General features: G+C 38.6%; 14 protein-coding genes. 3 read left to right on the top strand and 11 right to left on the bottom strand.

The features are described 5' to 3' along the window. Positions 1-9: 9 nt before the first annotated feature. Positions 10-2,916, bottom strand: coding sequence for a SusC/RagA family TonB-linked outer membrane protein (locus tag EYS08_RS13095; RefSeq protein ID WP_131030468.1), 2,907 nt, complete (start codon positions 2,914-2,916; stop codon positions 10-12). A 626-nt stretch (positions 2,917-3,542) separates the two neighbouring features. On the opposite strand from EYS08_RS13095, the gene EYS08_RS13090 reads away from it, so the two are divergent. Beyond that, the gene (locus EYS08_RS13090; protein ID WP_131030467.1) at positions 3,543-7,625 is read left to right on the top strand and encodes a hybrid sensor histidine kinase/response regulator transcription factor; all 4,083 of its coding nucleotides are present in this window, start codon (positions 3,543-3,545) and stop codon (positions 7,623-7,625) included. 219 nt (positions 7,626-7,844) lie between these two features. Here the strand turns inward: EYS08_RS13090 and EYS08_RS13085 are convergent, their stop codons facing one another. Further along, positions 7,845-10,055, bottom strand: coding sequence for an alpha-galactosidase (locus EYS08_RS13085; RefSeq protein ID WP_244215947.1), 2,211 nt, complete (start codon positions 10,053-10,055; stop codon positions 7,845-7,847). 486 nt (positions 10,056-10,541) lie between these two features. On the opposite strand from EYS08_RS13085, the gene EYS08_RS13080 reads away from it, so the two are divergent. Continuing rightward, positions 10,542-10,742, top strand: a complete 201-nt coding sequence (locus tag EYS08_RS13080; RefSeq protein WP_057933945.1) for a hypothetical protein — start codon at positions 10,542-10,544, stop codon at positions 10,740-10,742. A 138-nt stretch (positions 10,743-10,880) separates the two neighbouring features. Beyond that, positions 10,881-11,132: a peroxiredoxin family protein gene (locus EYS08_RS13075; RefSeq protein ID WP_131030466.1), complete on the top strand. Its 252-nt coding sequence runs from the start codon at positions 10,881-10,883 to the stop codon at positions 11,130-11,132. 92 nt (positions 11,133-11,224) lie between these two features. Here EYS08_RS13075 and EYS08_RS13070 read toward each other — a convergent pair whose 3' ends face one another. The 9 genes from EYS08_RS13070 to EYS08_RS13030 form a co-directional block, all read right to left on the bottom strand. Beyond that, on the bottom strand, positions 11,225-12,880 hold the full coding sequence (locus EYS08_RS13070; RefSeq protein ID WP_131030465.1) for an alpha-L-fucosidase: 1,656 nt from the start codon (positions 12,878-12,880) through the stop codon (positions 11,225-11,227). A 224-nt stretch (positions 12,881-13,104) separates the two neighbouring features. Continuing rightward, complete coding sequence (locus EYS08_RS13065; protein ID WP_131030464.1) at positions 13,105-14,781, bottom strand: trypsin-like peptidase domain-containing protein; 1,677 nt, start codon at positions 14,779-14,781, stop codon at positions 13,105-13,107. A gap of 3 nt (positions 14,782-14,784) precedes the next feature. After that, positions 14,785-15,372, bottom strand: a complete 588-nt coding sequence (locus EYS08_RS13060; RefSeq protein WP_131030463.1) for a TlpA family protein disulfide reductase — start codon at positions 15,370-15,372, stop codon at positions 14,785-14,787. Between the two features lie 61 nt (positions 15,373-15,433). Further along, positions 15,434-17,302, bottom strand: coding sequence for a protein-disulfide reductase DsbD domain-containing protein (locus EYS08_RS13055; RefSeq protein WP_165456449.1), 1,869 nt, complete (start codon positions 17,300-17,302; stop codon positions 15,434-15,436). A 24-nt stretch (positions 17,303-17,326) separates the two neighbouring features. Then, complete coding sequence (locus tag EYS08_RS13050; protein WP_131030461.1) at positions 17,327-18,460, bottom strand: TlpA disulfide reductase family protein; 1,134 nt, start codon at positions 18,458-18,460, stop codon at positions 17,327-17,329. 68 nt (positions 18,461-18,528) lie between these two features. Next, a complete protein-coding gene (locus tag EYS08_RS13045; protein WP_165456448.1) occupies positions 18,529-19,947 on the bottom strand; it encodes a PKD-like family lipoprotein in 1,419 nt (472 codons plus the stop codon). Between the two features lie 10 nt (positions 19,948-19,957). Next, positions 19,958-20,767 (bottom strand): DUF4843 domain-containing protein, encoded by an 810-nt coding sequence (locus tag EYS08_RS13040; RefSeq protein ID WP_131030459.1) that lies wholly within the window; start codon positions 20,765-20,767, stop codon positions 19,958-19,960. A 30-nt stretch (positions 20,768-20,797) separates the two neighbouring features. Next, positions 20,798-22,288: a RagB/SusD family nutrient uptake outer membrane protein gene (locus tag EYS08_RS13035; protein ID WP_131030458.1), complete on the bottom strand. Its 1,491-nt coding sequence runs from the start codon at positions 22,286-22,288 to the stop codon at positions 20,798-20,800. 32 nt (positions 22,289-22,320) lie between these two features. After that, positions 22,321-25,653, bottom strand: coding sequence for a SusC/RagA family TonB-linked outer membrane protein (locus tag EYS08_RS13030; RefSeq protein ID WP_131030457.1), 3,333 nt, complete (start codon positions 25,651-25,653; stop codon positions 22,321-22,323). Positions 25,654-25,865: the final 212 nt, after the last annotated feature.

Genomic DNA, 25,865 nt, shown 5'->3' with positions numbered 1-25,865 from the left:
AATCAAGATTTAAAACTGAAGGTTAATACCAAAATTGAATATCCGCTGATTGGGTACATTTCCGATCAATACTTCGGGATCTACCCCGTCTAAGGTTGTAGCGGTTAACAGGTTAAGTCCATTGGCGAATACCCTGACATTGGTAAAGCCAATTAATTTAATCAGGTTACCGGGCAAGCTATAACCTATTTCTACATTTCTTAACCTTAAATAGCTGCCGTTTCTAACCCAGAAAGAAGAAACCTGACTATTATTTGGATTATTACCAACACTTAAACGTGGATATTGTGCCTGCAAAGCGGTAGCAGGTGTCCACCTTAACAAACTGCTTTCTAAGGCTTGTCCATATCCGCCAGCTGCACCGGTTGATGCAAAATTGATAAAGTTGAAATACACATTTCTGTTTGCTGTGCCATTCAAGGTGAATGAAAAATCTAAGCCTTTATAATTTATACCTCCGGTTATACCGTAAAAGAAAACAGGCTTGGTACTGCCAATTGCGGTCATATCATAAGTATTGATGATACCGTCGTTATTTAAATCTTTATATTTTAAATCGCCCGGAACCGGGAGGTAGCCATCAACCTTTGGTCCGTTGTTAATTTCGGCAGTGTTGTTATAAAAACCATCTGCTACATAACCAAAAGTTTGTCCTACGGGCTGCCCTGTTCTGTATTCGTAAGTATTTTTCCTAAAAGGCTCATCGTTAAAAATCACTTTGCTTGCACTCCACGAGCCGTTTGCAGAAATAAAATACTTAAAGCTGTTTATTTGATTTTGATATCCAAGGCCAAGCTCAACACCCGAATATTGATTTTTACCCATATTCTCGGCCGGCAAAACAGCTCCAATTACAGTACTTGCGTTTGTTCTTCTGGTTTGCAACAGGTCGTAATAACTGTTCTTATAATAATCGGCGGTAAACCATATCTTATCCTTTAATATTGAAGCATCGAAGCCGATATTAAATTTCCTTGCTTTTTCCCAGGTAATATTTGGGTTAGCCAGCGGTCCCTCATCTTTTGTAGTTGAAGATGTTAGCGGATTTCTGCTGTAAAATGTATCGCCATTCTCAAAGTTTTGCAGGTATTGGAAATAACCAGCGGCTGCATTTGTAGCTGTTAAGCCATAAGAAGTTCTGATTTTTAACGAATTAATTGTGTTCTTTAAATTGGCAAAAAAACTTTCATTGGCGATGTTCCAGCCTAAACCAACCGATGGAAAAAAGCCCCACTGGTCTCCGGCTTTATAGCGATCGTAGCCCATGTACGAAGTGGCCAATTCCAATAAGTACTTATTATCGTAATCGTAATTAAACCTCCCCCCAACTGATTGATTAACCTGCGATAAAGCGCCTCCCAAAACGTAACTGTCTCTAACAAATAACAATTGGGCTTTGAAAGTATTTTTATCTATTATTTTATCATAACCCAAATCGAAACGGGAAAATACTTGTTTATTTAAATCTGTGGGAGAAGAACTATTCGATTGCGTACCGTCGCCACCTATCGTTTTATAGCCAGTTTGGTTTGTAATAGGGTTTACTAACGGAGAATACACAGCAAAAGATTTACTTCTGTTAATGTTCTCATTATAGTAAGAATTGAAAGATATTGCACCACTAGCATACAAACCAGGCAAAAAGGTATCGAGCTTTTGCATTAACGATACATCTGCCCCTAAATTTCTATTTACCGATGGCCTGTAGCCCGATTTTATGGACATACCATACAGGTTATTTTGAAACTCAGTGTTTCCGCCCAGCGAGCCATTTTCGTTAAATTTCAGATAGGCATTATTAGGGGTAGTTAACAATGCACTGTAAATACTGGCTACGGTAGATCCAGGTTGATTGCTATTTCTTATTCTTCCAAACAAGCTTAAACTGAGCGTTGTGCTCTTTGTTAAATCAACATCTATATTACTTCTAAAAGAAAATCGCTTAAAACTATTGTTTGTTTCATAAGTATTTATGGAAGGATCGGTAACTAAAAAACCACTCTGGCTCAGGTAGTCGAGATCTACAAAATACCTTACCTTGTTGCTTCCGCCTCTTAGGTTAAGGTTTTGTCTGCTTACAGGTGCCGTAGCCTTTAAAATTTCATCAGTCCAGTTTATATTGGGGTGTGTAAACGGATTCGTACCATTTTTATACTTATCCAAATCGGCTGCTGTATAAATGGGTTGCCTTCCGTCGTTTGCCAAGGCCTCGTTAAATAAGGTAGCATAATTAAATGCATCTAAAAATTCAGGCCGTTCAATTTGTTGCTGAATACCATACTGACTGGTAAAGGTAATTTGCTTAGGCATATTTGCACCGCGTTTGGTAGTGATCAATAACATACCATCAGCTGCCTTCATGCCATATAGTGAGGTTCCCAGTGCATCTTTTATTACTGAAATGCTCTCTATTTGTTCGGGGTCGATACTCAGATACGAGCGTGGTACACCATCAATTACGACCAATGGTGTTCTTCCCCTTAATGATATAGCAGGCTCGTCAGAACCTAACTGGAAATTATTTTGAACCACGTACAAACCTGGCAGTTTCCCATACAGCATTAAGCCAACCTGTGGCGTTGGAAAACTCTTCAGTTCTTCTCCACTTATAGTAGCCGAAGATTGAATTCTTTTTACATTTTTCTGCGTTCCAAATAAAACCGGAACATCATTATCTGGCAAAGTTACCGTTACAGAATTCCTGAGTTTGTTTCTCAAAGAATCTCTCAAATTCGATAACGAATCGTTGGGAATTTGTTTACTATTTTTTTTGGCCGACACCGGTACCTGAAATTTCTTGCTTTTTAAAGCATTGGTAAGGTTTGGTAATGCCAAAACATCAACACTGTTTGCCAAAAATAATAGCACTCCAAACAGCGTCATCCGTTTTATAATCGAAGTATAAGTTCCGTTCATTTAAAATAATTTATTTTGTTTATAATTTTAGTTATGCAGAAAGTGCCTATTTTCAATGCTGAGCGTAGGTTTTATTCATCTGGCATCCTAATGGCCAGAATTATTTCTGCATGCCTCATTATTTGTAAGCAGCAACTCACATTTAATTTATTAGTGTGATAGATTGGATTTATGCCTTAGCATAGGCATCAGAAGTTTTGATTCGATTTCTGTAAATGATAAACGGAAACAGCGGACATATGCAAACCGGCATAGTACCCCGTTGGTTTGGGTTAAATTTCATTGTTTTGGTTATCTTTTTGATTAGTTGATTTGGATTAGTCAATTCAAAGTCGTGGAACAGACTATAGTTTAGTTTGTGCGGTTAGCTTTTCTTCATATCCTCTGGTTTGGTCAGTTTATTTAATCAATAGTTTGTACCACTGGTTATTGTGGAATAGTTGGCTCAATTTTGTTAAATCAAAACTGATGTATTATTCTTTCAAAAAGGTCGAAAATTGTAAATGAAAGGGTAGAAAAACTGTAATCCTTCAATATTTTGATAAGTTCGCGCTATATTTAAAGGAAATACATCAAGGGCTATTTTTCTCTTAGCTATAGGATGGCCAAAAAACTAGCTTAATTTTATGAAACTGCGTTTAAACGCTTTATGGTTCTTCCCACTGCTTTTTATTTGCACCTCCTTGTGTGCACAGAAGCATATTGTTTTTAACCACCTCAGGATGGAAAATGGCTTGTCACAAAATTCGGTGATGGCTATTGAACAAGACAGGAACCAGTTTATTTGGATGGGTACCAAACATGGATTGAACCGCTATGATGGCTATCGTTTTAAAATTTACAGTAATAGCTCCGATAACATCAACAGCATATCTAATAATGTGATTAATGCCCTATTGACAGATTCGAAAGGAAGATTATGGGTAGGTACAGAAAACGGGTTGAATATTTACAATGAAAAAACGGATCATTTTTATCGCATTAATAAACGCAGTTCTGCAAATTCCTTTAGCTGTGATTCGGTGGAGTGTTTGTATGAAGACCCTCAAAAAAACATCTGGATAGGCACATATAATGGTCTCAATCTGGTTATAGATACCAAGAAGCAGATTTTTAAGAAATTTCTTTTCGATAAGCCCAATTATAAATCTGGCCTTAACTGTGTTTTCTCGATTTTTAAAGACGATAAACAAAACCTTTGGGTAGGTACTTACAATGGTTTAGTACGTATTTACCTGGTTAAGGGCAAATATCACTTTGAAATTTTCAGGCATAACCCCAATAACAAGAACAGCATCAGTTCGAATGCAGTAAAAAGTATTGTAATCGATAAACAAAAGCGGCTTTGGTTAGGTACTTACAACGGCTTAAACCTATTCGATTACGAACACAAAACATTTAAACGATACCAAACCAGTGCTACAGATCCAAATTCGATTGTTAATAACGACATTAGAAAACTAACGTGCGACAAAGCGGGCAATATTTGGATCGGTACACAGGAAGGATTAAGTATCCTCGATCCAAACACCCGAAAATTTAGTAATTACCGTTACAATCCTGAGCAAACAGACGGATTGAGTCAGAATTCTATTCATAGTATCTTTCAAGATATTAAAGGCTCAGTTTACGTCGGTACATTTTACAAAGGGGTAAATGTTGTTTATCCATCTGCTACACCTTTTAATGTTTTTAGAAATTCGAAAAAACAGCAAGGTTTGAGCAGTAATATTGTTAGCGCCATGACCGAAGATGAATACCATAACCTATGGATTGGTACTGAAGGTGGTGGTTTAAATTACGTAAACAGAAGCAACAATACCTTTACCTACTATAAATCAGAACCCAACATCAATGGACTCAACTCCAACTTAATTAAAACCCTGTGCCTCGATAAAGCTGGGCAGCTATTGGTGGGTACACACCGTGGTGGTTTATACGTATTTAATCCCTCAAGCCATAATTTTAAAAAAATAATCAATGTTAAAGATGTAAAAAATAGCCCAGGGAGTTCAGAAGTGATTGCCATAGCTGTAGATAGCGATGGTACTGTTTGGGTAGGTTCCAGAGATGGATTATCTACCTTAAAAAAAACCAATGGCCAATATGCTTCTACAACGGTTAAAAGTCCGTTAGAGCTGAACCTAAGGAACACATATATCCAGGTTATATTTGAAGATAAGGCCAAAAATTTATGGATTGGAACGATGGACGGATTATATGCTTACCATCCAGCCAATAAAAGAATTACAGGTTATTATGAGAGCAAAAGCAAGGCAGGTAGTTTAAAATCCGATCATATTAATTGCATTATTCAAATACAAAATGGAAATATTTGTGTTGGAACTTCTTTTGGAGGTTTGAGCATTTTCGATAACAAAAGCAGAAAATTCAGGAACTACAGTGAAAAGGATGGCCTGCCAAATAGTAATGTATTGGGAATAATCGAAGATGAGGAAAACAATCTGTGGATCAGTACAGATAAAGGGCTATCCAAATTGGTAACCAAAACGGGAAAATTCATTAATTACACCAAAAGCGACGGGCTTGCAGGCAACGATTTTAATATCAGATCGTTTTTAAAAGATAGTCGTGGCCAGTTGTTTTTTGGCGGTTATGATGGTTTAACAGCCTTTTATCCCAGCCAGATTGATATTAATAGGGATGTTGCGCCAATCACCTTTACCGAACTCAAACTATTCGATCAAGCTGTGGCGGTAAATGCGCCAGATGGATTGTTAAAAGAAGATATCAAAAGTACCAAACAGATTACCTTTAAACACGACGACAACAATTTCAGTCTCGGTTTCGCCTTATTAAACTACATTAAACCAGAAAAAAACAGTTACCGTTACATCCTTAAGGGCCATAGCAAAGATTGGGTAAAAACCGATGTACCAAGTGTTACTTATACCGATCTTCCTGCTGGCAATTATACCTTTATGGTAACCGGAAATAATAATGATGGAAATCCTGGGGCCAAACCTGCAACCCTTAAAATCACTGTGCTTCCACCCTTCTGGGCTACCTGGTGGGCCTATCTTATTTATTTTGCTTTCTTTTCAGGCTTACTGTTTTTAATAGTACGTTATCTTTTTATTCGTGCTTTACTTAAACGTACAGAAGACATTCAGAAAATGAAACTGAATTTCTTCACTTATGTAGCCCACGAAATCAGAACGCCGCTTACCCTAATTCTAGGCCCATTAGAAAATCTTTCTAAACAATACCAAACCGATACAGAGTTAAACCGCCAGATTATTCCCATAAAAAATAATGCCAACAGGTTAATGCGGCTTATTACCGAGTTAATGGATTTTAGAAAAGCTGAAACCGGGCATCTCACCCTGCATGTTACAGAAGATAATATTGTCGATTTTATTAACGAAATTTTCATCTCCTTCGCTCATCTTGCCCAAACAAATGGTGTACAATACGAGTTTGTACACGAGCAGGAAAACATCAGCCTGTTTTTTGATAAACGGCAGCTCGAAAAAGTATTGTTCAACCTATTATCTAATGCCTTTAAATTCTGCGATAAAGGTGGCAAAATCTCTGTTTCTCTATTGGAAATGAAGAATGAAGTAGTAATTAACATATCAGATAACGGATTGGGTATACCTGCAGAAAGCTTAAAAAATCTTTTTAGCGATTATTTCCAGGTAGATGAGCAACACTCCAATCAAATTGGTTCGGGAATAGGTTTAGCACTTTCTAAAGCAATTGTAGAGGAACATAAAGGGCATATTGCCGTAGAAAGCACACCTGCTGAAAATGGTAAACGTGGTTTCACCAACTTTACAGTAAGGCTGAAGAAAGGAAAATCCCATTTTAAAACGGCTCTTTTTGATGGCGTAAAAGATTATCCAAGTTATCCCGATATCTACACGCAACAGCCCGAAAAAGAGCTAACAATTTCAAAATCTGGAAAAGAAACTGATATTTCCACCGAAACCATATTGGTGGTTGAAGACAATAGTGAAATCAGACTACTAATTGCATCACTTGTTGGCAAACATTACCAGGTAGCGGAAAGTGAAAATGGATTAATTGGTTGGGAAACGGCTGTAGAAACACTACCCGATCTGATCATCTGCGATATAATGATGCCCATAATGGATGGCATTGAACTTTGCCGCAGACTTAAGGAGGATGAACGCACCAGCCACATTCCTGTTATTATCCTTACCGCCCGCTCTTCTCATATCTATCAGGTTAGTGGTTTAGAAACTGGTGCTGATGCCTATATTACTAAACCTTTCAGTCCTGAATTGCTACTGTTAAACGTTCGTAATTTACTGATGTCGAGACAGGTAATGCGTCAAAAATTCCTGAAACACATCCATTTACAACCGAAAGAGCTCACCATCAATGCCATTGACGAAGCTTTTATGTTAAAACTGTTAAAATACATTGATGAACATATTACTGATGAAGATTTTGGTGTATCTGAACTGGCTTCGATGGTCGGTATGAGCAGGCCTGTTCTGTATAAAAAAATCAGAAACCTAACCAACCTCTCCGTAAATGATTTCGTTAAATCGATCCGTTTAAAGAAAGCGATGGAGCTATTTAAACAAAATAGGTTTACTATTTATGAAGTGGCTTATCAGGTTGGTTTTAACGACCCTAAATATTTCAGCAGAGAATTTAAAAAGCAGTTTGGAAAAAGTCCGCGGGCATTTATGAATGGCGAGATTGAGCCCTGAGTCTTCAGTCCAAAGTCCTTAGTCTCCTAGGTCTGTCACCCTGAGGGATAATTTATTTGTATAAGATCAATATAAATGACAGCGTATTTTTATTCCAGCGATAGGCAGTGAAGAATCGTCATTGCGAGAAGGCTTTTTCAGCCGACGAAGCAATCTAAAAGATTAATACAATCGTTGTAAGATTGCTTCGTCGTTCTTCCTTGCAATGGACAGACCATATTACTTTGCCTCTTCTAATTTTAACACCACGCTGGTTCTGGTGGCATCCACATTGGGATTAAAACCAACTTTCATCAAGAAATCGCCGGTATAGGTTTTAGTATCATCTATAGATGATTTTGTACCTGGATAAAGGTTGATTTCTTTAATGTGGTACTTCTTTGTTGCATCTAAACCGTTCAATTTAATCGGATACTTGCTATTTTCACCATAACGGTTATTGACCAGGTAATTAAAAATTACCCCATTTGTTTTTTGCGCATTCACATACAGCATGGATGCTATGCTACACGTACGTGGATTAGCCAAACGGTATTGTTCTCCTTGCCAGATCGTCTGTTTTACATCGTTATAGTTTTTAATAGCCTCCTGACAAAACTGAAGCTCTTTTTCAGGTAATTTACTCACTACGATATCAAAACCCAATTTCCCCATCATGGCTACATCAGTACGGAATTTTATTGGCTGTTTGCCCCAATCGGTTACATGGTTAGAACTGCTAATGGCCGGATAAAAATAAGAGTATTCCCATTGTATAAATATGCGTTCTAAGGGGTCGGTATTATCGCTAGGCCAAAACTCTGTAAAATACTGTAAGGCAGCATAATCTACCCTACCACCTCCACCAGAGCATAACATCATGGGTACAGTTGGATATTTTGCACGGATTCTTTGCAATACACTATACAAACCCCTTACATAATCGATGTAAAAATGAGATTGATTTTTTAAATGCGCAGAGTATGCATTGTAAATTACCGCATTACAATCCCATTTAATGTAGGCCAATTTAGGGTTTTTAGTAAATAGATCATCCACCACACCGAAAACAAAATCCTGTACTTTTGGGTTACTCAGATCAAGTTCCAATTGGTTTCTAAAATAATATTCAGGTCTGTTCGGCTGTTTTACTACCCAGTCAGGATGTTTTTCATAAAGTTCACTTTTCGGGTTGACCATTTCCGGCTCTATCCATATTCCGAATCTGGTTCCTACATTATCGGCCTCTTTTACCAAAGAAGCTATTCCGTTTGGCAATTTTTTCTTGTTCTCCTGCCAATCGCCAAGCCCGGCATGGTCATCATTACGCGGATATTTGTTCCCGAACCAACCATCATCAAGCAAAAAGAAATCGACACCCAGTTTTTTGGTATCTTTTAACAAATCGGCCAATTTTTGTTCATTAAAATCGAAATAAGTGGCTTCCCAGTTATTCAAGAGGGTTAACCTACTGCCTTTTCCATCTAATATTTTATAGTTACGTGCCCAATCTTGCAATTTTCTACTGGCATCGCCTTTTCCCTGATCAGAAAAAGTGTATAAAAAAGCAGGGGTAATAAAAACTTCACCTGCCTTTAAGCTGTAGGGCGAGGCATAATTGTTCATTCCGGCAATAATGCGGAGGTTATCCTGATAATCCAGCTCAAGATCTATCTTAAAGTTACCGCTCCATTCCATCGCACCATATAAAACATTGCCTTCGTTTTCTTCAGCTGGTTTATCTAACGAAATCATAAAAACAGAAGGTTGAAACAAATTTGCCCTCGTACCCAATTTGCTATCCAAAGTTTTAATACCGTGGGTAATTTCACTTTGTTCTGGCTGCATTTCCTTAGCCCAATCGCCATGGTACTGGTTTAACCAAAAATGCGGTGATTTTAGGTGCAGATTGGCTGATGCATATTTATGCAATACCACTGCTCCCTTTTCAGCATGTTTAATTTCAGTCCATTGTTCTATTACATCTTGTTTATAAAAAGACTTATAAAACATAGTGACTTCGAAATTGTAAACCGGATCTTTCAACCTGATTTTAAGTAAACTCACATTATCGTCAACAGCCGTAACGGTATGATCTACATATTTCAGATCTAAGGAGTTATTGCCATCGGCATGCGTAATGCTAATAGCTGGTTCTACCAAATTCCTTGATCCTGATGGCGTATACACAGAATTTAGCTGACCTGTATAATCTTCAGTCTGTTTATATTGCGCGGTAATTTGAGCGTATTCTTGTTTGTTGGCTAGTTTCCTTCCAAAAAATATGGTGTTTACATCTTTTTTTGCATTGGTTTCTAGTACCAATGCATTGTGTGCGGTTTCGATGGGTATTATGCTTTGGGCCTTAATATTGCCAATGGTAAAAAGTGAAACTGCAAGGACTAATGCCCCATGCTTCATGTAACCTGTAATTTGATCTGATTTGTTCATTTGTGCTTTCAATGTTAATCGGGTGAAGTTAGAATATCTATCCTAATAATCAGTTTATGGCTTAGCCCATTGAGATTCCCTATACAAGTTGTTTGTGTTTGATTAAGAATTTATGATGCTCAAATCTTTGATTTCAATGAACAGCTTTTCCTTATTCATGCAACTCCATTTAGTTTATAATCGATTTAGTTTAAGGTAATTTTGTTCGAAATATATAAATTTAATAGTGATAATCTGTAAAAATTTTATCGCAATACCAGGTGTTTATCGACTGCAAACAAACAAAACCATCATAGGCACGAAATAATCTTAATATTTGAGCTAAAAATTTAGCGCTCGGACTTCGGAGGTTACATGTGTCCTTTTTAATCGTGATACTAGATGTTACCATCTAACAGCGTCGAAATAGTTGTAACAATAGGTATAGGAAATCGTCTAAAACTTTTAACGAACTCAAAATGTTTAACTAATAAAAAAGAAAAGAACATGGGAATTTTAAAAACAGCAATTATTGGCGCAGCAGTTTATGCTGGCGTAAAATATATCACCAAGAAAGATCCAATTACCGGACAATCGATAGTAGATGAACTATTGGATAAAGCTCCAGAATGGGTAGAGAAAGCAAAAGGATACACTGAAGACCTGAAAACCAAGGCAAGCAATGCTGCGGAGGATTTAGCCAGATGAATACCAATTAAAAGAAAGGAACCTGAACAGGTTTATCTATTTCTTTAATTTTTAAAAAAAACAAAAAACGTCCCGATATAAATTCTGGACGTTTTTGATATCAGTGTCAGATGGTAACATCTGACACCACTATGAAAGGTGCTGATTTTAACCATAACCGGAAGCTGGTGCCCAAATTGTGTTGATGAAGCTACTTTTATTACGCCCTGGTATAAAGAAAACAAGAAACGTGGTGTAGAAATTATTGCTTTGCATTACGAGCGCTCAACCGAGCCTGAATATGCAAAAAAGGTGATGACACGTTTCTGCGAACGTTTTGGCATTGAATACGATCAGGTTATTACAGGTACCCACGATAAACAAGTGGTATCTGAATTGATACATTGCTGAAGAAATAAGATTTACTAATCTATTAAACCGAAACAACCATCTTTAGAAAAGGAATGGTTGTTTCGGTTTATAAATGCCCATCAAACTGTAAACTATGCAATCTTCAAAGTTAGGGCATAATCTAGTTTTGGTTTTGAGCCCTTAAGGTTTATCAATAACCCATTGTCGGTCTGGCTAAAAGATAATTTTTCTCCTGTTCCTACTAACTCCACCTTGTTAAGTTTTTGTTTCAGGTATTCGCCCCCATTCTTCATGCTTTTAATCAGGATGTTACCATCCTCAGGCCAGCCCAAAACAATTGCATAAATAGTATTATTTTTAGTGGTAAAACGAATATCGGCAGCAGTGAAGGGTTTTCCTTTTCCCTCGTTAAATCCTTGAGCCGAAAGTGGAGCAGCCGATTCTATTGAAGGCCCTTCGCCAAACACTAACCATGGGCGCGTATCGTATATAGCCTCATTATTAACAGCCATCCATTCACCAATTTCCTCGACAATTTTTCTTTCCAATTCATCTATTGTGCCATTTCCCTTTACCGGAATATTAAGTAAAAGATTGCCATTTTTGCTCACCACATCTGCAAGTGTATGAATAACTGTCTTGGCACTTTTATAGCTTTTGTTATTGTAGATACGCTGATCATAATGCCAGCTACCAATACAGGTATCGGTTTGCCAAGGTAAAGGCTCAATGGCATTACTTTGCCCACGCTCAATATCCCAAACCATACATTTACGTTGAAGCTGATCTAAAATTTTACCAAAAATTACCGCTTCTACTTTTCCGTTCTTCTTCAGGCTCTTGTTGTATAGGTGGGCTGCTATTTTCAATCCGGCATCATCTATAGGCCATAGTGGAAGTGCGGTATCGTCAAAATAAACCATATCCGGATTGTAAGCATTAATCAGATCGATGGTCCGGTTAAAAAATTTATCACAATAGGCTTTTGAAGGCAGGCTAACACCATTTCCCCAGTTCCACTGTTTATGGATGGTGCCATTATTTTCACTATGCTCGCTTAAAGCATGGTTCTGGGCATAAAGTTCCTGAGGATCAATCCCTTCCCACCATTTTCCTTTTCCATCTGCAGCTGTTAGTTTTCCATCGTAAGGTACACCAGCTAAGGGGCCAATCTTATCTGCACGTTGCGCGGTTTCCATCCAACTCCAGGTATGTGCAGCATGTACGCTTACACCGAAGTGCATATTATTATTTCGGGAGGCAGTTCTCCATCCCTCAATTAAATCTTTTTTAGGTCCTATTTTGGTGGCATTCCATTTTTTTTGATGTTTACTGTTGTATAAATCAAAATTATCATGATGATTGGCAAGTGCCATAAAATAACGTGCGCCTGCTTTTTTATAAAGCGATACCAGTTCTTCAGGATTCCAGGCTTCTGCTTTCCATTCGTTAATTACATCTTTAAAACCAAATTTTGAAGGATGACCGTATTTAGCAACATGATATTTGTATTGTGAACTGCCTTCCATATACATTTCGCGTGCATACCAGTCACCAAATTCGGGCTGGCACTGTGGGCCCCAATGCGCCCATATTCCAAATTTCGCGTTACGAAACCAATCTGGTGTTTTATAGGCAGAAAGAGAATCCCAGGTTGGCTTAAAGCTTCCTGAAGTCATCATTTCTCCCGATCCATTAAAGATATGATCTGCTGCCCTGATCTGGCTGGCCAATGCCAATGTGGGAATTGTGGTGGCCAAATGTTTTAAAAGTGCCCTGCGCTTCATTTTATTTTTGATTAGGATGGATATTTGGTTAGCTAATTTTATAGTTTGCGTAATAAAATTAGTCGAAAACAAATTTATAAAACCATCAATGTACATCTTTACATAAAACAGACCTAAAATTGTACAAAACCGACTTACAAGATTAATTTTATCTAAATTTTAAGACTCAACTAGATAAAACATTATACAAATCAGTTATTTCAAGATCGACCTAATGACCAGCATCACATCATAAAGCTGAGAATAAAGTTGATAACAATTTTCTTCGGCACCACTATCGTAGTTGTCCGGCTAAACCTCGCGATGTTAATCCCATAAAAACTGCCTTGCCAATTGAAAACAGGCGAACCGCATGCATTGGCTTTAATGGCTGCATCGTGTGTAAAAACAGCATTAAAACCATCTCTTCGCTCCGACTTTCCACCTTCAAATTTCTCTGCCGGGTGATTAAATACTGACTGACCCCGTCCCTCTAGTTTTAATGTTTTACTCATCTTACCCGAAGCATTTCCCCATTCAAAAGTAACCTCATCACCTTCCCAATACTTCATTATTTCCGGGGCGAAATCGCTTGCTTTTTTTATCGGTTTACCATTCATGCTGATCAGTTCATCTCCAACTTTTATACCCGCTTTTTCTGCCGGACTGTCCGCTTTAATTAGTGAGAACTGAACAGGGCTAGAGTTATAAACCACCATTGCACCCAAATAAGGCTGACTGTTAATTTTCGGCAGATTAAACAGCGTGCTACCCAAAACACTGCACATCACTTTGCCAGCGGGACCAATGCTATAAAGAAGTTTACCCATCTCTATTTTAACGCTGTCGCTACCAGAAATATTTAAATCAATTCCACCGTTTATCCGCTGTTCAAGTTCAAATAAAATCAGGTCATTTTCCTGATCTATTCCAATAAACTTAATTGGCACCGTAACTCCATTAACATCACATTGTACTTGTTCGCCAACCATAGTGTTTTTACTCAGTAGAAACTGTTTTTTAGCTCCATTTGCTGCGTTAACATTCAATAAAGTGGCATTAATCTCCTGATTTTTGCCTTCTACAATGCTTTTAATAGGAAAGCAGCTGTTTTTAACGGTTGGTAAATCAAAATCAGGATGTAGTGCTTTTTGTTTACTTTCTTTCTGTAATTGCAAAGACAAGGGATCTGTTTTCACACTATCCTTCTTTTCAGGGAAAGCTGTATAAAGCTTTTCACTGTTCAACGCTGTCCAATATCGGCGGTAAAGGTCAACAGGAATTTCGAAATTCATTTCTTCTGAAACATCAATGGCACTGTGTAAACCAATTACGCGGCCATAATAGTCAAATAAAGGCCCACCAGAATCACCCGGTTCCATTTTGCAAGTGGAGCGGATAAAACCATATTCATTTTTCGCTTCTGCAATATTTCCTAACCTTAACGTTGGCAGCATTTGATTTAAGGTTTCGGGATATGAAATACCGATACAAGGTTCATTTTTAACCAAACTTGCAGAATAACCCATCTCAGCAAATGGATAGGTGCCTTTATCTGTAATTTTCATCATGCCCACATCTGGAATGCCTGGCGTTTCCTTATTGTCTATCTTACCAAGTGCTAGCGCGATACATTCGCGGCCGTCAGGGAAAAAAACCTTATAATTTTTACCGGGTAAAATGGTGTGTGCAGCGGTTAGGATATAACCATCGGCACTAACTACCACCCCACTAAACTGAGCACTGGTTCTTTGGTTTTGCTGTACGTCGAAACCCCACATCCGTACACTGGCAGGGTAAGCTTTTTTAACCGCTTCGACAATGGTTTTCTGAAATTTTGCAACCTGTTTTTTCTGGGCCACAGCATTTAAACTGAAGAGCATAACTATCGTTACTGCTATTCCCTTTATAGCGTTATTCATTTCTTATTTATGATTTTTTGCCAATGTAATCCGCTCAGAAATTTCCAGGAGCGCAGCGGCATCGGTTCCGGTGAAGCCGGTTAGTTTAAATACAATGTTGCCTGCTTTATCAATAATAAACTTTGCAGGGATGGCACTTACGCCGTAAGCTTCAACCGCAGCATTACGGCCAGTCCCATCTTTCAGGTCCATCGCCACCTGAAAATTAAAACCCGATTTTGCGATGTAGTTCTTCACGTCTTCAACAGGTGTTTTGGTGGTTTCCCAGGTATGGATAAATAAGAACTTTACAAAAGGATCATTTTTATAGGCATTAACAGCAAGCTGCATCGCAGGAAAAGATTTTTTGCAGGGCACACACCATGTAGACCAAAAATCAATTACAATTACTTTCCCTTTTAATCCCTTTAGCGATACGATATTGCCATCGAGATCTTTTAAGGTAAAATCGGGTGCAGGCAAGCCAATCATTTCTGCCAGAAGTTTCTTATGAAGAGAATCTGCTTTATTCGCGGGAGATTGCGCCCGCAGCGAAGTATATGCGAGTACACTCAACATAGCCAATAGGCAAAGCCTGAAAAAAGGTATCATATCTTTTAGGGTTAAAAACAGTAGGCCATTTTACAGGCCATATACTGTGTGCATAAGTAGCTTAAATGAGTATTTCTAATATTTTTTCTTTCGGTGGGTAACATTTGGTTTCATCACACACCTGATAGTATAAGCCACATTTAATTTTAGTGCCTGCTTTTGCCTTGCTGTAATCGACCATTATCCTAAAGTTTGCCTTTCCTTCAAAAATAAACATGCCCTCGTTGCCCGGATATGGAATAGCTGCTGTAGTTTTCCATTCCTGATCAGCTATTGCGCCTTCAGGAAGTTCGAGGCGGGTTTCGGTAACCACAAATGGATTATCTTTAGATACATAAGCATAAATATGCCAGCCTTTTAAAATTTTGGCTTCGATAAGTAAACTATCTTTTTTATTGCCATTACCAGGAATAAATCTTGCAGAAACCGCAACCGGATCAGCTGTGGTCGGTTCATCACTTATGACCGATTTTGGCAATTGGTAGCTTTGTTGCTGGCTAACGGGAAAGCTTTTTCCATAGGTATTGACCATGAATTTAAAGCCACCAGATTCTGTATAAAATAGATTATTACGGTTTAGATTGAGCCAATTTCTCCATTCAGCTCCTTTGTTGAATTTTTGAGTAGTGTAACGTTCAAGCAAGCGTTGTGCCATCGCTACCTCTTTGTTGGCCTCCAATAAACTTACGCATTTATCTAAAAGCGCTACTTTACGGTTAGAGATGCCTAGTTTTTGTGCATCACGGTCTAACTGAAGGGTATACACGCCAGAAGGATAGAAATACTCGTAATTTTGACGGTAATACTTGTGATAGAGACTGATATTAGTACCATAAATAGCAAATAAACTATCTCCAACATAACCTTTTACATAATCATCAAAAGATTGAGTATCATTGGTTATTGGCATTTTCAAAAACATTTCGTTGCCATGGCCAATATCTTCACCTTTTGCTTTTTTATCCTTTAATTCCTGCTGCATTTTCAACATGCGAAGGTTCCCTTCACGTCGCGAAACAATGGCCTGATTATAGAGATCTTTGCTTAACCGATAGATCAGTTCATCCACGCCGCTACGGGTTTCGATCTGCACTTTTTTAACAATAGCCGGAAGACGATCGAATTTTTTGATGTAACAGATCGTGTTTACAAAAACATCTTTGGCCTCATCGGTCATATAATCAGGAGAGCCTGCAAAACCCCACATAAAATAATTCCCCTGACGACCTAACGCCACTGCTTCGGCATTTTTTAGGCAAACGCCACCTGAAATGGATTCAGCATCTGGCGAATCGTTGAATCCTTCGCCATGCGAAACCATACCGATAAGATAAGGTTCTTTTGAAGAAAAACCCTGCTTTACCACCTGCCACCTATCCATTTCTTTTGGTGTACCAACGCCTTGATGTCCGTTAAAAAAAGAACCTGGGGTCGGTTTTTTCACCATGCTTAGTTTTACAACATTGGGCGTATTAAAAATGGGGTGACTGGTTTTGATGTTCAAGGCCTCATCATCCAAACACTGGCAGTACCAGTCGAACTTTAAACCTAAAGGTAAACCCACATTGGGTGCCATTGCGTGCATTAAAACCATTGGGCGACTAAAGTTTGCAGGCATATTAACCGGGCCGGCATCCATCAGCGTTACATCTACCTCATCAGACATTTCGACCTTATAATCAGCCACATCTACCACTTTAACTTCGGTAAAACGTTGTTCCAAAAAGGTTTTAAAATCTGCCATTCTGGTTTTGTATATTTTTTCTACAACAGCTGGGGTTGTTGAATAATAAACTACATTTTTCGGCATTGGCCTATCGGGATTATAGCCTACATATAAAACCTTTAATGCAATTTTATCCCGATATTTCGCGGTCCCAAAAGTGAGCAGTGAAACCAGCATCAGGCATGCCGTTAGCATCTTTTTCATCATCTATATTTTATCAGCCAATAACTAATTGAATATTTCAGCAAGCTTTTTATTCAAAGGTTCGCCACGCAAGCCGTTACCAATAATTTTACCCTGCGCATCTACCAGAAAACTTGCTGGTACGGCGCGTACGCCATACAAACGGCCCACTTCGTTGTTCCATCCTTTCAGGTCAGAAACATGAATCCAGTCTAAAGCGTCTTTTTCAATCGCTTCTAACCAGCGTTCTTTCACATTATCCAATGAAACCGAAATAATTTCGAAGCCTTTATCTTTATAAGTTTGATATTGTTTTACCAGGTTCGGGTTTTCGGCCCTGCATGGTCCACACCAGCTTGCCCAAAACTCTACCAGTACCACTTTTCCTTTTAAACTGGCCAACGAAACTGGCTTGCCTACCACATTGTTCTGAGTAAAAAGCGGCGCAACATTTCCAACGGCGGTAATGCCGCTTGCAGCAATACGCTGCGCAAGTTCTTTACCCATATCGGTTTCGCGATAAGCTTTGTTCAAGGCATTAAAAAGCGGTTCAACCTTGGCTACATCAACCTTACTTCCGGCAGCCTCTGATAATGCTACCAAAGCGAAGTATGAAGTTGGGTGTTCTTTAGCAAATTGAAACTGTTTGTCTGTTCTGTTCTGGATGTTTTTTCTGAAGCGCATATCTACTGCTTTCATGTAAGCGGTATCTTTTTGCTGTTCAGGCGTACCACGGTTAAAATCAATATTAACGGCTTTGGTAAGCGCCATAATTGTCCCGCCAATGGCTTTGTTATAGGCATCATATTCCTGATAAACCTTCGAACCGGCAAAAACTGCATTTTCTAAAGAATCCTTTGAAGTGATTGTTACCTGTTCCTTACCAAAATAAAAGTAAATCACATCTCCGGTATAAACTGCCTTACCTTTACCGCCACCACTATGGTCTAATGCCATACGGGCGTAGGCATTGCCAGAAATATGTCCGGTAAATTTGAAACTTCCGTTAACCAAGGCTACAGAATCTTCATGGCTTACACCATTATCCATATAATCGATATAAGCCATTGCTGGCGCACCTAATGTGCCTATTTTACCTGTTAAACTAAAATTCGGCGCTTGTGCCCAGCATAAAACTGGAAATAAAAAGGCTAATGCTGTTAATTTTATAATTTTCATTTGTATGTTTCTTTATAATTTAAATATTTCCATGCCTAAGATTTTGAAGGCTTAAGCATGGAATAGGATTATTTTCTGATTGCGATATCTACAGGAGCACCAGGGATACCTTCGATCTTTTTAATGAGTATACCATTCATTCCGGTAGCTATATTTAGAAAAGAAACGGTTTCTTCTGTTCCTACCATCAGCGTTTCTTCATCATCGGTAAGTTTTAGCATCGTAATCGATTTACCACTAAAGCTGGTGGCCAATTCTCTGAGTTCTTCATTTACTGGATTATACCGATAAACTTTACTGCCATTGGCAATATAGATTACTCCATTTTTAGCACCACTCCATTTTGTATTTTCGTTAATTAACTCCTGGCGTACAAAAAGACGTTTATGTTGAGGTGTAAAGGTAAACGGCCCGTTAAACTGGACATTGAACTTTAATTCATAAATCTTTCCATCGGTCCCCTTACAATAGGCAAAACAATCTGCGTTATTAAGTTGCTCCAAATGAACAAGATCCAGCCCCACATTTAAAGGATCGAAGACATTTGTTGTGGTAACCGAGTATTGAGTGCCAAAATAAACAGGCGCACCATAAAGATTGATCCGGACAAATTGCTTTCTGTTTCTGTCGAAGCCAATAAAATAAGTAGCTGATTGCGTAAAGCTCATCACAAAAGATGGGGCCAGTTCGTAATCACCATCAGCTGGTAAGCCGAACATTCCATAAGTAGCGGCCTGATCCCATGTGCTTGTTGTTCCACCGTAAAACTTACCATTAACAACACCCATCATCACCCCTTGAGGATGCGAGATCAGTGAACCAACCTCAAGATTATCCGGCTGTGTAAAGAAGTTATCCTTCAGTGTATTTGGATATTTTGGATCTTCCTGCATGGTATTGGGCTCCAACCTGATTCCGCCATTTTTTGTAATGATCCAATATCCCAATAAGGCATTTGTAAATGTATTTTTTAGCAGGAATAAATTGGTGGGATTTGGAGGCAAATCTTTCCCCTGCATTGCCTTGTACAAACGTGCCTGTACACTACCATCTGGTTTTACAAATGAAAACTGTGTGATTCCATTTTCGACACTCAATACCGTTGTACCGCTAGCAAATTCGGTTCCACCGTCTATGTAAAACTTATGGAAATATTTCATTCCATTTGCTTTGTTGAAAACGGTAAGACGGGCAGCGTATCTTTTAGCCTGCAAACCGAATATGATTCTTAAAGCTGGTCCGGTATAAAGAACGTCATTCCCTTCCATTACACTGATTTTCCATTGAAGTTCTACATTGGCCGCATCGACACCTTCTATTTTTGGTTTGATGATCAGACTATCACCTACACTTGCAGTGTAAACAGAATCGAGGTTGGCCAGTTTAGGCTCGATTGGCATATCGATATCATAATTGCCCAGGTCTTTATGACATGCGGCAAGTGAAACCACACCAACTATTAACAAGATTAATTTTCTAATATTCATATTTTTATATTTAAATAACCTCATTACCGTTTTCATCTATAAAATAATATTTGCCATTCTGCATGTTTTTTCTCAACAGTGTTTTTTTGGCGGGATTGCTTTTATTGTAGAAATAATAGCTATCGGTATTGCCTGCAGTTACTTCTTCTATGACATAACCTTTTGCTTCATTTTTACTTACCCAATTAAATGGATTATTTAGCATAGTGGTTAATAAACCTATGTAATAAAGGTTTTTTGGCGCGTCCAGTCCATCAGTAGTAAGGGAGGTTTGTCCGGTAACCAGAATAAACAATTCGTGTTTGGTTCTCGAATAAGGAGGAAGCGGCCAGGTATCCCACCAATTAGGTTTTTCTAATTTGGAAGAGAACACTACTTTTGCCCTGATCAGATAAGGGTTTTCGATACCCAGATCTGGTGTACCGGTTAATTTGACAAGGATGGAAACCGATCTGTTTTCAAGTTCCTTATCCTTGTTATAAATCACCACAGGAATGTACCCTAATCCTTTGTTTGGAAGGATTGAATATTGTGTTTTCAAAGCTTCGTAATGAATTCCGGGAGTGGCGGTAGAAGAATCAGCATCTACTAGTGCGCTAAATTTCCGCTCTACATCTGTTCTGATTCCGGATAAACGTACCGGTAGCCATACGGTATCCTGAGCGAGTGTAGGGTTATAGGCAAAGGTTCTTACTATACTGTCTTTATCACCATTGTAAATGTCGAAATAGACATTAGCACTGTGATCAAAACGCATCTCTTCTGCTTTCTTGCAAGAAACAAGGCAAATGATTGCGAATATTAATATATATATTTTCATAATTTGCTATTAATAGAATTTAAAATTGTTTTATCTGCCACCATAAACAATCTCATCGTTAGGAAGAGGAAGTACGAAAATGTTATCGGAAGCAGGAATAGTTACACCGGTTTGTCCTAATATGCCTCTATTAAGCCGCTTATACATGTAGAATAACTGGCCTTCGGCTAACCATTCTTTACGGGCATCTTTAAGTAGTTCTTTTAATAAATCTTCTTCGTTATTTATGGTCAAAGGATCCCCTATTTGCCTTGCTTCACGAACCTGTATAAGATAATTGACTGCTGCTGTGGGATTGTTTGCATACGAACACTCGACAGCGATGTAATACATCTCACTAAGCCTGATTGCAGGAGCCATCAGGTAATGTAAATTTGCGCCAGTCTCAGTGCTTAAGGGATTTCTGCGGTATTTAACGATGTCGTAAGACCTTGACGATTGACTAGAGGTAGCAGATAACCAGTATTTATAGCGGGAATCACTTGCTCCGGCCGTTGCCTTTTCATAAATATAATCTGCGGCATCCTCAATCAAATAAAATCCCCTGGTGCCACTTTGAAACCAATTATCTTTTATTTCTTTTGCAGCACCCGGTATGTACCATCCAAAAACGAGTTCCTTGTAAAGAATACGATCTTTTTTCGAATCTTCGAATGCCTCAAAATCACTTTTTGATGTCCATGGGAATTTTTTCGAGTCGATAACCTCCTTAGCATTAAGTAAAGCTTTAACCTTATCATTTTTATAAAGGTAAACCCGGGCAAGTGTTCCGCATACTGCATAATAATTTAAACGATGCCTTCTGTTCTGCAAGAAAAGACTTGGGTTTTTCTCTTCTGTATTTTTCAGTGTATCGGTAACCAATGGATAATTTACTATATAGTTGGCACTCCGAATCGGATCTGCAACCAATAACTGTTTCGACTCCTCCAAGTCTTTGATGATCAAATCAAGGGTCTCTGATACATTAGCAACTGGCGTAATCTCTTTCGTGTATTTATTAGCATACGGAATTCCTTTTGCTGATGGGTTTCTCAAATAAGAAGGCGCAAAAAGACGCAACAGGTCGAAATGCAAATATGCTCTTAATGCAAGTGCTTCGCCTTTGATAATGGAATAATTGGAACCGCTAAAAATGTTCCTTTTTGCATCTACGTTTTCGAGGATCAGGTTACAGTTTACAATTGCATTGTATAAACCCGCCCATATCCTATCCTTACGTTTGATAAACTCGCCATGTTTATAATTGTACAGGGAGGTCTGTCTATAATCCTGTCCGTCATCACGCATCGAAAAATTTTGCGCCAATACTTCTGTTGTACCAAATGTAAGCTCTTTACCGTACAGATCTGATTCTGTACTGCGATTATATACACCGTTAATGGCTTCCATAAAGCCATTTTCTGTACTGAATAAAATTGGAGCAGCAATTTCCGATTCCGGCTCAACTTCCAACCATTTCTTGCAGGAACTCAATAACCCTGTTAACAGGATGAGGCATATTAACAATCTAATTTTCATGTTTTTATATTTTAAATCTGTTCATTAATAGCTTAAAAAGCTGCTCTAACAGAAAAGGTTAAACTCCTGGTAAACGGATAATTAATTCCTCTTTCTTCTTTTACTGATGACCAACGTACTACATCATTGGCAGTAACCTGAAACATGAGACTCGACATCGATAATTTAGATGCGATTTTTTTATTCATATCATAAGAAAGGTTGACTGATTGAAGGTTGATCAGATTATCAGGCTGTATAAATCTCGAGCTTACATCGGTCTCGCCATTATCTGCTATATTTTTATAAAAAGAGAGGTCGCCAGACTGCTTCCACTTTTCTTCGAATACACGCCTATCAACATTATATTTTGGATCAGCATTTTCAACACGCTCTACCAGTGTCAGGTTATATTTGTCGCCACCGAAAAAAGTTTGAAACTGTACATACAGGCTAAATCTTTTGTAGTTAACCGTTCCACCAAAGTAGCCACTTACCTTAGGATTAGGATCGCCAATTACAACATAATCTCTCTTATCGTAGTCGTATGTAAGCGTACCATCTTTTTTGAGGTACAATTCACGTCCGTTTTCCGGATCTATGCCTAACGAACGTACACCATAAATGGCATTATAAGGTTGTCCTTCGCTAAATCTAAGTAAGGGAATGCCCCTGTAACCACCATCTCCTGGTTTTACCGACTGCAGTTCATCAGCCCTGTCATTGTATTTTTTTAATGCGTTGGAGATTCTCACCACTTTGTTTCTGTTGGAAACCATACTTGCATTCAGGTTTACCGACCAGTCTTTGCTTCTTACTGCATCTACGGTTAGCCCCAGCTCAGCGCCTTTGTTCTCCATGTCGCCAAGGTTTTCTTTATAAGATAGAAAGCCTGTTGATGGTGGTAATGTAATATCGGCCAAAATATCTTTGGTAAACTTCTTATATACCCTAGGCGTAAGCATTACACGATCTTTAAACAGACCGATATCAATACCAATATCAGTCATCCTCGTTTTTTGCCATCCAAGGTTTTCATTTCCATAACTGTTTACACCTGCACCAATACCAGATGAATACCAGTTTCCTGTGTTATACTTATAAATGGTTTTTGATAAATAAGGATCGAACTCTACTGAACCGGTGAGCCCCGTAGAGGCTTTTATTCTAAGTTGGCTGATTACACTATTGCCCTGCAGAAATTCCTCCTGATGTACATTCCATCCCAATCCGAACGACCAAAAAGGAGCCAGTTTGTTGTTTACTCCGAATTTTGAAGAACCATCAATACGAACGGTTCCATCCATAAGGTACCTATTTTTATACGAGTAGTTCATTGTAAAGAAAGAGCCAAAAAGTCGTGCTTTTTCGAGCCTGCTTTGCGGTTTTCCATCTTCAGCATAGCCCTTTGCAAAACCAATGCTGGTAAAACGATCATTAGCAAATCCAATAGCTGTAAATTCTTTCTGATCGCGCAGCTCTGTACGGGCATTTACACCCACTAAAGCGTTAAAATAACTGCCGCCAATCTGCTTTAGCCATGTTAACCTAATATTACTATCCCAATAGGTTTCTTTCATTTCCCTGTTCATGTATTCTCCCTTTTCATCTATTTTATCTGTTGTGTACAGGTAATACTTATTTGCCTGCGGAGAGGTGAATACATCATCTGAATTTGATCGTGTGGTTACGCTCATTTGAGCCCTTAACCGAAGGTTATTCGCCACCTCTACATCAGCAGAAAGGTTATCAATAATTTCGGTATACTTCGATTTATTGAAACTGCTTAAGCCAGCATCAAACAATGGATTAAAAACATATTCTCTAGATCGATCCGATTTTTCATATATATCAGAAATCCTCATCGTCATGCCATTAGCATCTTTCAATGGGTAGTAAGGATTCATCCGTACATAATTAGAAAAATCGCCGTATGGAGATTCGGTAGCGCCCACTTGTGTTATGGATAATTCATTTCTGAACTGAATTTTCTTCACATTATACTGGAAACTCATTCCTCCCGAATATTGGTCCCTTGCCGACCCTTTCATTGCTCCGGGCCTGGTTTGGTAGCGAAGGTTTACATTATACCGGAATGCTTGTGAACCTCCATCCAGATTTACAGCATGCTTATGTCCTATGGTATTCCGCAGGGGTTGCGATAGCCAATAACTGTTTACGCCACCAACAACATTGGCTTTTTTGTGGTAATATATTTCATCAAGCTGATCTTGAGATACCTGTTGTTTCGAAGAGTTATATAAGCCTGCCAACACTTCATAATCCAGTTTTTCGGCTGCATTTAACACCTGGTAATCAGTTAGATCTGCAGCAGTAAGATTCAATTCGTAATTATATTCTATCCTTAATTTCCCTTCTAAGGGTGTTTTTGTAGTAATCACGATTACACCATTGGCGGCGCGCGAACCGTAGATTGCCGTTGCAGCCGCATCTTTTAATGAGGTAACCGATGCAATTCTATTCACATCCAGATCAAATACTTTCTGCACGCTTACTTCATACCCGTCAAGCATAAAAACAGGCATGTTCGCTGTTCCAAGAATATCATCCCTTCTCAACACCTGCCCATCGCCACTTGGCAGTGCAGAAGCCCCTCTAACATTGATAGAAGGAATTCTGTTAGGATTGGAGCCTGCAAGATTATTATCTATCAGTTTAAATGAAGGGTCGAAGGTGCCGATACTTTGCAACAAGTTTTGTGGATTTACCCTTTTCAGCTGATCACCAGATATCGTAATCGCATTACCGGTATAGTTATCTTTTTTTATCGTTTGATAACCCGTTACCACTACATCGTTCATTTGGGTCATCTTAGAGGTAAGGTTAACATTTAACGTTTTAGTACCTGTAACCTTGGCTTCAAACAAGTCGTAGCCCACGTAGCTAAAAACTAAAATGCTTCCTTCATCAACATTGACTTTGAATTCGCCTTTTTCGTTGGTAATGCCTACACTTGCACCATTTTTGATGGAAATATTTACACCTGGAATGGTTTCTCCTGTAGCTTTATCAGCAACAACACCTTTTATTTCAATTTTTACTTTAACACCTGCTGTTGGTGCCGGTAAACCCTCTTTACCGCTTATTACAATGGTTTTGTTAACGATACTGTAGCTCAGGTTTTGATCTTTTAAAGAAGCATTCAGCGCCTCTACCAGCGAAGCCTTATTGAGTTCTATTGTCACATCTGGTTTATCCTGCAACAACTGACCTTTATAAAAGAAAAAATAGCCCGTTTGCTTTTTAATCTCCTTAAAAACCTGTTTAAGCGAAGTTTTTCTTCGAGATAGCGTTACGGTTTGAGAAAAGGTGGCTGCCGAAACATGTAAGGCGCCGACCAGTAGTAAAATTGTAGTCAATTTCATGACCAATAAAAATTTAATCTTTACCCTCCGCATGTCGCACACGGGGTTGTAAAGGGTAGTTAATTTCATACCTTTGTAATGAATGAGGTTAAAAAATAGCAGCTGGGTTTCGAAGCAAGCTGCTTGTCCAAATTTCTACCGGAAGCGTTATCGCGCTTTCGGTTTTTTTTAAAGGTAGGATGCTAAATTTCTGGTAGTTTTTTCATCATAAA

Origin of the sequence: Pedobacter kyonggii (genome assembly GCF_004310665.1) — a bacterium.
GTDB classification, from domain to species: Bacteria; Bacteroidota; Bacteroidia; order Sphingobacteriales; family Sphingobacteriaceae; genus Pedobacter; species Pedobacter kyonggii.
This window is presented reverse-complemented; position numbering and strand designations above follow the sequence as displayed.